Genomic DNA, 9,812 nt, shown 5'->3' with positions numbered 1-9,812 from the left:
AGTAAAAAAATATTTGCAGGTTCCATTTTTTTATTACTTTTATTATGTCATACATAATACGTGATGCAACCAAAATTAAAGTTATGAAAAATGTAATCCTTATCCCGCTATTATTACTAATAGCCGGTGTATTTCCCCTGGTACACACCCAGGCACAAACAAGACCGGTATCCGGTAAAGTAGTTTCACAGGGCGACAAACAGCCCTTACCAGGTGTGAGCATCGGTATTAAAGGAAAGAATACCGGCACACAAACAACCGCCGATGGCACCTTCACCATTACCGCCGGCGATCAGGACATTCTCCTGGTGAGATATATCGGTTACGAAACAAAGGAAGTTCCTGTAGGGAGCAGCCAAACACTGGTCATCAGCCTGAAGAGCAGTGAAAAACAAATGGATGAAGTAGTAGTGATAGGATACGGTACGCAAAGCAGGAGAAATGTAACCAGCTCCATTGCCAAACTGGATAAGGAAGTACTGGCCAATGCCCCGCGCTCCAATATAGGCAGTGCCCTGCAGGGAACAGTGGCCGGTTTACAGGTGGTGAACACAACCGGCCAGCCAGGGGCTTCCCCTGTAATGGTGTTGCGCGGCGGCGCTTCTATTAATACCCCCGGCGCCCCGCTCGTGATTGTTGATGGAATCATCCGGGCATATAATGATGTGGCCTCGGAAGATATCGCCTCCATAGAACTGCTGAAAGATGCCGCTGCAACCGCCATCTACGGCGCCAGGGCCAACAACGGCGTTATCCTCATCACCACCAAACAGGGTAAAGCAGGCAGCGCGCAGGTGTCGTACAAATTCACCGGCGGCTATAACCAGGAAAGACAGGGATACCAGTACATGAATGCAAAGGATTACATTTATTATACCCGCCTCGGTTATTTCAATTCCGGCAGAACCCTGGCACAGGTAAATTCTTCCCGTGGCCTGGGCCTTTCCACCAATGCAGCCGACCTGGCTTCTTTTGATATCCGTCCCTACAACACGGCCAACAGCTCCCTGTTGGGCCAGGGCTGGGATACGGTAGGAGATCCCTACGGCGGCACCATCATCTTCAAAGATCATGGCGGCGAAATTGAAAACCTGGTATTCAGGAACACTTATACGCAGGATCATTATGTGAACGTAATGGGGGGCAACGACAAAGGAAAATATTTTGCCAGCTTCGATTATTATAAAGAAGATGGTGTGATAGTAGGCTCCGGCTACAAACGTTACTCCGGTGATCTCAACGGGTCTTATAAAGTAAAACCCAATATTGAAGTAACAACAGGCATTACCCTTTCTACTGCTACCCAAACCGGCGCTATTGCGGGCGATGTAAATACCCTTTACAGGAGCATGGCCATATGGCCCACTTTCAATCCCTGGCTGGATGACGCTAAAACAAAACCTAATCCCGGCAACTCCGCTTCTGATGGTAATCCTTTATATTGGCTTGGTAAGCTACAGCGGTCAGCCGAAACAAACCGGATTGGCGTGAACGCCGCCGCAAAATGGGACCTCCTGCCGGGACTGTTCTTTAAAGGCACCGCCAGCGGCTACCTGGAAGAAAAAGTAAACCAGTCGTTCCAGTCGGCCACCCAAACCTATGCCAACATCTTTGCCACTCCGCCTTCTTTCAGCAACACCAAACGGGATGCTATAGCCGGTATGACAAGGGATTTCCAGCAGCAGTACAACGGTATCTTCAACTATACCCGTTCCTTTGCCGGGAAAAATAATGTGAACCTGATGGCAGGGGCAGAATATTTCGGGGTGAAATCGCTCGCCATGCAGGTAGCAGGGCAAAGCGCGCCTACAGATGATATTCCTACCGCCAACGCCTCTACGGTATTTACACCCGGTACTAATTTCAGCACCCGCTCACAATACAGCATCGTATCTACTTTCGGACGATTGAACTACGACTACGATCAGCGTTACCTGCTTACCATGGTGTTCCGCCAGGATGCCGTTTCCAGTTTGCCGAAAAAGAACAGGTCGGGCTTTTTCCCGGGCATGTCTGCGGGCTGGAATATGCACCAGGAAGCATTTTATACCAACGCCGGACTGAATAAATATATATCCACCTTTAAGCCGCGCATCAGCTATGGCGTGAACGGAAACGTGGCAGGGCTTGGCCGGTATGAAGTGCAGGGCGTATACGGTTTGCAAACCAACTACAACGGGCAGGCAGGTTTCCTGAATACTTCTCCCGTAAATCCTGAACTGAGATGGGAGAAAAGTAAAACCACGGACGTAGGAGCAGACCTTGGCTTCCTGGATAACAGGATCACCGTATTGTTCGATTACTATAACCGCAAAACCAGCGACCTGCTTACCTATATCCCGCTGCCATCTTATGCTGGCTACGGCACGTTCCGCACTAACCTTGGTACCTATCAGAATAAGGGGTATGAGATAGCCGTGAATGCAAACGTACTGAATACTAAAAGCGGTGTTACCCTTACGGTAACCGCCAATGCCTCTTTTGTAAAGAACAAAATATTAAAGCTGCCGTATAACGGTAATGAAAATAACCGCCAGGGAGGACTCCAGGTATTTGATCCGTCATCCGGAAAAGTGATCTGGGTAGGCGGTTACCAGGAGGGCCAAACACTGGGCGCCATTTACGGGTACCAGCAGGAATCTGTTTTTAAAGATGAGAAGGAAGTAGCTGATATAGCAGGCAACCGTTACGACGCGGTTGCAAAAATAACAGGCCCCAACCTTGTAGCCGGCGCCAATGGCCGCATTACACCGGGTGACGTAAACTGGAAGGATATAGACAGGAATGATACCATCGATTCCCGCGACCAGGTATATCTCGGTAATATCTACCCGAAATGGACCGGCGGATTCTCCACGAATCTTTCCTATAAAGGATTTTCTCTTTACAGCCGCTTTGATTTTGCCACCGGGCATACCGTATACAACGACCTGATTTCGCGTACGCTGGGTAACTACCAGGGTACGTTTAATTACCTGGAGATGCAGAAAAATGCGTGGTCGCCCACCAATACAAGTACGGATATTCCAAAGGTATATTTCGCCGACCAGGTGGCCGGATCGAAACAGAATTATACCCGGGCCAATAATGCGAACCCCGTGCTGAATGGTAACAACAGCCGTTTTTATGAGAAAGGTGATTACCTGGCCTGCCGGGAAATTACGCTCTCCTATAACTTCCCGAAAACGCTTTTGTCGCGCACAAAAGTGTTCTCACAGGCACGCATATACGGAAGTTTAAATAACCTTTTTTATATCACCGGGTTCAGCGGTCCTTCTCCCGAGCCGCCGGTAGATGGCAACGGCGCTATCAGCGGTGTGTACCAGGGTACCTACCCAACGCCTAAGTCGGTTGTGTTAGGCGTACAGGTTTCTTTCTAAGATTTTAAATGCATTATAATATGAAAAAGAATATCACCATCCTGCTTGCCATCATAGGAGCAGCCGTATTATTCAATAGCTGTTCCAATAAACTGGATCTTACGCCGGTGAGTAATATCAGCGATGAAAGTTTCTGGAAAACGCCTGAACAGTTTGATGCTTTCGTAACAGGCGTACACGCGCAGTTCAGGGCTGATAATGGGGCCATGCAATCGCTCGGCGAAATGCGTGCAGATATTTATGGATCCGAAATTGCCGGCGGCGCCAGCTTTACCGGCGAAGCCCCGCAGGGGCTGGAGCGCATGTGGTTACAAACCCTTGATCTTGATCAGCCGGGGGTTAGCAACTTCGGCAACTTTTATGTAAACATCGCGCAGCTTAACCTGCTGATCTCAAAGCTGGGTGGCAACAACCCGGTATCCGCTGCCAATAAAGCCTATTACCTCGGAGAAGCGTATGGCATGCGTGCTTTCTATTATTTCCAGTTGCTGCGCTCCTGGGGTAAAGTAGTATTGCAAACAACGCCGCTTACTTCCATTGATGTGGCCAATCTTGCGAAGGCGGCAGCCAGCGAGACGGACGTGATGAAACAAATTAAAAGCGATATCGATAGTTCTGCGCTCAGCTTCGGTACAGATTATTCTTTCAGGAGCAACAAAGGCTTCTGGTCAAAGCCCGCTACGCAAATGCTGAAGGCGGAAGTATACCTGTGGACCAGCTATCGCGGCGGTGGCGCCACGGATGCAGGCGTTGCGAAAGCAGCGTTAACGGATATAAAAACCAACGTTCCCTCGCTTGCCCTGCTGAACAATTTTGCGGATGTTTTTGCTTCTTCCGGGAAAGGCAACAATGAAATTATTTTCGCCAGCAGGTATGCCCTGAATGAAGCTACTATCGGGTTTGTGCCGGGGTCTTTTGTACCGCAGTCAGGTTTGATCGCCAACTTCTATGATTCTGTAGGTAACCGGCAGTTTAACGTAACCACCGACAACTGGGGCGGCTTGCTGCGGGCGCCGGTGAAAATTGCTACGTTCAGGCGGTACCGTGATACCGACAGCCGCAAGTGGGCCACCATCCAACCTGCATACAGCAAAGCGGGCGCTGATTATGTGATAGCCGGTGCTTTTGTTTCCAAATATAAAGGAGAACAGAATGCAGGCGCCCGCCAGTATACGAACGATTTTCCCATATACCGCTATGCCGACCTGCTGCTGTTGCTTGCTGAAGCCAAAGTTGCGCTGGGCGAAAATCCGGCTACGGAAATCAACCTGGTAAGACAGCGTGCATACGGCGCCAATTATGCACCGGCGCTGGCATATCCCAACCAGGCCATTGATACGGATCCTAAAGAGGCATTGCTGCACGAGCGGCTGCTGGAATTTATTTTTGAAGGCAAACGCTGGTATGACCTCCGCAGAATGGGCGATAACTATGTGTATGAACATACTACCGTATTGCCGTCGCAGTCGTACAAGCTGCTCTGGCCTATCGACAGGTCGTCTTTAACCAATAACCGTGCACTCGTGCAAAACCCGGGCTATCCTGCATTTTAGCAGATAGCATTTACATCATTACATCGTACTTTATAAAATCAGTATATGAAGATTCAGCATTTGGAAGGATTGATTGCCGCACCGTTTACCCCAATGGATGCAGACGGCGCATTAAATCCTGACGTGATCCCGCAATATTATCGTTTCCTCAAACAAAACAAGGTGACAGGTGCATTTATCTGCGGTTCCACCGGGGAGGGCGTATCGATGACCACCGCAGAGAAAAAGCTGGTGGCGGCAGCCTGGGCGGCCTGTACAAAAGAAGATCCTGCGTTTAAGGTGATGCTACTGGTGGGAGGCACCTCTCTTGCCGATTGCGTGGAACTGGCCAGGCACGCGTATTCCCTGGGACTGTATGCGGTCTCATTTACAGCGCCCTCTTACTTTAAACCGGCCAGCGTAGAAATGCTTGCAGAATGCTGCAAGGTAGTAGCAGGAGCCGTGCCGGGGATGCCGTTTTACTACTATCATATCCCTGTGCTTACCGGTGGCAATTATGCCATGACAGATCTTTTGCAGGCTGTAGACGGGCAGATCCCCAACTTTGCAGGGATTAAGTACACCCATGAAGATTTCATGGATTTCCTGTCGTGTATGCGTTACCAGAACGGTCGCTACGACATGCTCTGGGGCAGGGATGAGAATATGTTGTCCGCCCTGGCTATTGGCGCAAAAGGCGCGGTAGGAAGCACTTTTAATTATGCCGCTCCTTTGTATCATGCGCTGATCCATGCCTTTGAAAACAACGACCTCGCTGCTGCACAGGCATTGCAGCAGCAGTCGATAGACATGATCCGGCTACTGGGTAAATACGGCGGCATTGCTACCGGTAAGGCCTATATGAAACTGGTGGGCATCAACTGTGGTGAGTTCCGCCTGCCAGTAAAGAATATGAGCGCCACCGACTTTGAGTTATTCCGTAAAGACGTACATGCGTTAGCGTTTGATGAGTACAAATCAGTGCAGCCGCCGTCTGAAAAAGCGGGGGAACTGTAATATGAAACGATTGATCTGTATCACCGGTATACTTTTATCTGCATTTTGCATGATGGCGCAGCAAAAGAAAATGAACCATATCAACTGGCAGCAGGCGGCTACTTTGCCGCCTGCTGTAGCAGGCGTTCCACAACCGGGACTGGCAGGCGCTGTGGCCGGTATCCACGGAGAGGTGCTGATGATTGGCGGTGGCGCCAATTTCCCGGACGGTATGCCCTGGGAAGGTGGAAAAAAGAAGTATTATACCGAAGTATATATTTTCCGGAAAGATGAAAAAGGCAATGTGACTAACACCGGTCAGGTATATCACCTGCCGTTTCCCCTTGCCTATGGCGCCAGCTGCAGTACGCCGCTGGGCGTAGTATGCGCCGGGGGAGAAACAACGGAGGGGCCTGTACAAAAAGTACTATTGCTGCAGTGGCATGGCGGTAAACTGCACATTACTGCATTGCCGGATCTGCCGGAGCAGGTAAGCAATGCGGCGCTTGCCGTGCAGGATAATACGTTGTACCTCGCCGGGGGTGAAACTCCGGCCGGAGTTTCCGCACAGTTTTTAAGCCTGGATATGCAGCAACCGGCAGCAGGATGGAGGGTTTTGCCATTACTGCCACAACCGGTATCACATGCCGTTTTGCTGTCACAGTCCAACGGTGATCATGCCTGTTTATACCTGGCAGGCGGGCGTAAACACAATACCGGCGGTACCAGCAACCTGTACAACCAGGTGAACAGGTATGATCCGGCCACGGGGCAATGGCATGCCTGCGCTCCTTTACCTTATGCGTTATCAGCAGGTACCGGCATCGCTACAGGCGCCAGTTACCTGCTGCTGTTTGGCGGCGATAAAGGGCACACCTTTCACCGCGTGGAAGCGCTGATAGCCGCTGCCGCGAAAGAACCGGACCCGGTAAAACGGCAACGCCTCAACGAAGAGAAAGCAATACTGCAAAGAAGCCATCCCGGCTTCAGTAACGAGGTGCTGCTATACAATACCATCACTGATGTATGGACTGCCACAGATACACTGCCGTTTGCCGCGCAGGTAACTACCACGGCTGTACGCTGGGGCAACGATATAATCATTCCCTCGGGCGAAGTAAGAGCCGGTGTGCGTACTCCCGCTATTACACAGGGCACACCATCCCGGAAGCAGTTTTTTTCATGGCCGGATATTGCCGTGCTTATTACGTGCTTTCTGCTCATGACCGTAGCCCGGTATTTTTTCACTGCACATCAAACCACTACTGCCGATTATTTTAAAGGAGGGCAGCGTATCCCGCAATGGGCGGCAGGTATCAGCATTTTCGGCGCCAAGCTCAGCGCCATCACTTTTATGGGTATCCCTGCCAAAACCTACGCCAGCAACTGGACCTACTTTTTCATGCTCATGACCATTATCATGATCATGCCGGTGATTGTCCGTTTCTTTATCCCCTTTTACCGGCGGTTGAATGTAACCTCAGCCTATGAATATCTTGACCGGCGATTTAACTATGGTTCCCGCCTCGTGGCGTCGTTGTTGTATGTATTGCTGCAGCTGGGGCGGATGGGAATTGTAGTGCTGTTGCCAAGTATTGCGCTCACCCTCGTAACCGGTATCAATGTGAACATCTGCATACTGCTTATTGGCGCAGTCAGCATTTTCTTTACCGTGAAGGGCGGTATAGAAGCCGTTATCTGGGTGGAAGTGATACAGGTACTGATCCTGGCTGGTGGCGCTTTATTCTGCCTGTTGTATATTCCCTTTCACCTGCATCATGCCGGTGAGGAATGGCATACGGTATTGCAGTACGATAAGCTGAAGGTATTTGATATGAGCTTTGACCTTACGCAGCCCACTTTCTGGGTGGTACTGATTGGCGGCCTGGCTATCAATCTTGTTACTTATGGCACTGATCAAACCACGGTACAGCGTTACCTTACTACCAAAACAGCGGAGGAATCTGCTAAAAGCCTGCAACTGGGCGCCTGGCTCACGCTGCCTTCCACACTGGTGTTTTTTAGCCTGGGTACGCTATTGTTCCTGTTTTTCAGGCAGCAGCCCGGGCAGATCAATTTTTCGCTCAACGATCCGGATAATATTTTTCCGTGGTATATTGTAAGCCAGCTGCCGCCCGGCATTTCCGGGTTGCTGATTGCCGGTATTTTTGCGGCCGCCATGTCGAGCACCGAAGCCAGCATGAACAGCGTTGCTACCTTACTTACTACTGATTTTTATAAAAAACTACGGCCAGGGGTAAACGAAAAACAGACCTTATTTTTTGCGCGGCTGGCCACCTTATTGCTGGGGATCTTTGTTACAGGTATTGCCTTATATATGGCGCAGAAAGGAATAAGCTCCCTGTGGGACAAGTTCAATACCATACTGGGATTATTCACCGGTTGTATTGGCGGGGTTTTCCTGCTGGGAATATTTACGCGAAAGGCCAATGGCCCGGGTGTGGTAGCAGGAATGCTGATCAGTTGTATTACCCAGCTGGGGGTACAGTATTTTACGCATATACACCTGTTGCTGTATGCGTTCACCGGGCTGCTGAGCTGTATGTTCTTCGGTTATATATGCAGCCTGTTGCTGGCAGGAAAAGGAAAAGACATCACTGGTTTAACGGTATATTCCTCATGAAAGTAAACAGTGTTAAACAGGTTTGGCTGATCGTGTTGCTGTGGCTTTGCAACAGCCCCGTGTTTAGCAGGCAGCAGCCGCTGAAAGTGGCCTGCATAGGTAATTCCGTTACTTACGGATATGGCCTGCCCAACCGGGAAATGAACAGTTATCCCGCCCGGCTGCAACAGCTGCTGGGCGCCGGTTACCAGGTGAAGAACTTTGGCGTAAGCGGAAGCACCTTGCTGAAGAACGGTCACCGGCCATATGATACTACCGCCGCCTTTGCGGAGATGTTGCGCTTTGCGCCGGATATAGCGATTATCCACCTGGGGCTGAATGACACTGATCCGCGCGACTGGCCCGATCACCGGGATGAGTTTATACCGGATTACCATGCACTCATTGATACCATCCGCCGTGTAAACCCGGAAGTAAAAGTGTTCATCTGCAGGCTAACGCCTGTATTCCATGAGCATCCCCGTTTTAAATCAGGCACCCGCAACTGGTATTGGCAAATACAAGAGGCAATTGAGCAGGTAGCAAAGGCTGCACATGTAGGACTGGTTGATTTGCATGCCCCGCTGTATGCGCATCCTGAATTATTCGCAGATGCTTTACATCCCGATACCACCGGGGCCGCTATTATTGCACAAACAGTATATAGCCGTATCACCGGTAGTTATGGCGGCCTGCAACTGGCTACGCCTTTTTCCGCTCACATGGTGTTACAACGCCGGCAGCCGCTGAAATTTTATGGCATGGCAGATGAAGGAGAAGAAGTAACCGTGGAGTTGCTGGGACAACGTAAACGGTCATACGCAGGTATAGCACTAAGAAAAGCAGCAACGATAACCATGCAACGGGAACGGTTACACGCTGAGTACACCGGCATACAACGTAAACGTATACACGCTGACGCGCAGGGACACTGGGAAATATCCTTTCCGGCAATGGAAGCCGGTGGTCCATACCAGGTAAGGGTTTCCACGGGGCGTAAAGTGGTTGTGCTGGAAGATGTGATGATCGGTGAAGTATGGATATGTTCGGGCCAATCCAATATGGCTTTTCCTTTGAAGGATGCGTTACAGGAAACTGTATTGCACAGGGGAAGCGGTGGAAACAACCCTTTGAGGGATGTATCACAGGGAGCGCCTTTCAGCAGCAATGTTGCGGACAGGCGATGCGGAAACAATCCCAGCATCCGTTTACTACATATGAAACCGCTGGCGCCTACTGATAACGTGGTATGGGATACTGCCACCCTGCGGAAAGTTAACC

5 protein-coding genes are annotated in these 9,812 nt (G+C 50.3%); all 5 read left to right on the top strand.

The genetic code is table 11. The annotated features are described in order from the left end of the window. Nucleotides 1-83 precede the first annotated feature (83 nt). Nucleotides 84-3,380 (top strand): SusC/RagA family TonB-linked outer membrane protein, encoded by a 3,297-nt coding sequence (locus VN105_RS09150; RefSeq protein WP_325640070.1) that lies wholly within the window; start codon nucleotides 84-86, stop codon nucleotides 3,378-3,380. A gap of 20 nt (nucleotides 3,381-3,400) precedes the next feature. Continuing rightward, complete coding sequence (nanU, locus tag VN105_RS09145; RefSeq protein WP_325640068.1) at nucleotides 3,401-4,933, top strand: SusD family outer membrane lipoprotein NanU; 1,533 nt, start codon at nucleotides 3,401-3,403, stop codon at nucleotides 4,931-4,933. A 45-nt stretch (nucleotides 4,934-4,978) separates the two neighbouring features. After that, nucleotides 4,979-5,929, top strand: a complete 951-nt coding sequence (locus VN105_RS09140; RefSeq protein WP_325640066.1) for a dihydrodipicolinate synthase family protein — start codon at nucleotides 4,979-4,981, stop codon at nucleotides 5,927-5,929. A gap of 1 nt (nucleotide 5,930) precedes the next feature. After that, a complete protein-coding gene (locus tag VN105_RS09135) occupies nucleotides 5,931-8,552 on the top strand; it encodes a sodium:solute symporter family transporter (protein ID WP_325640064.1) in 2,622 nt (873 codons plus the stop codon). Further along, nucleotides 8,549-9,812 (top strand): GDSL-type esterase/lipase family protein (locus VN105_RS09130; RefSeq protein ID WP_325640062.1); only part of this gene is annotated, 1,264 nt, incomplete at its 3' end. The genes VN105_RS09135 and VN105_RS09130, both read left to right, overlap by 4 nt.

Source organism: Chitinophaga sp., assembly GCF_035564935.1.
Classification (GTDB): domain Bacteria; phylum Bacteroidota; class Bacteroidia; order Chitinophagales; family Chitinophagaceae; genus Chitinophaga.
The sequence above is the reverse complement of the archived record's forward strand: the minus strand, read 5'-3'. Positions and strand labels throughout refer to the sequence as shown.

Excerpts from the sequence above, each read along its gene's own strand:
- VN105_RS09150 (WP_325640070.1), top strand. The coding sequence starts at position 84 with ATGAAAAATGTAATCCTTATCCCGCTATTATTACTAATAGCCGGTGTA.
- nanU (WP_325640068.1), top strand. The coding sequence starts at position 3,401 with ATGAAAAAGAATATCACCATCCTGCTTGCCATCATAGGAGCAGCCGTA.
- VN105_RS09140 (WP_325640066.1), top strand. The coding sequence starts at position 4,979 with ATGAAGATTCAGCATTTGGAAGGATTGATTGCCGCACCGTTTACCCCA.
- VN105_RS09135 (WP_325640064.1), top strand. The coding sequence starts at position 5,931 with ATGAAACGATTGATCTGTATCACCGGTATACTTTTATCTGCATTTTGC.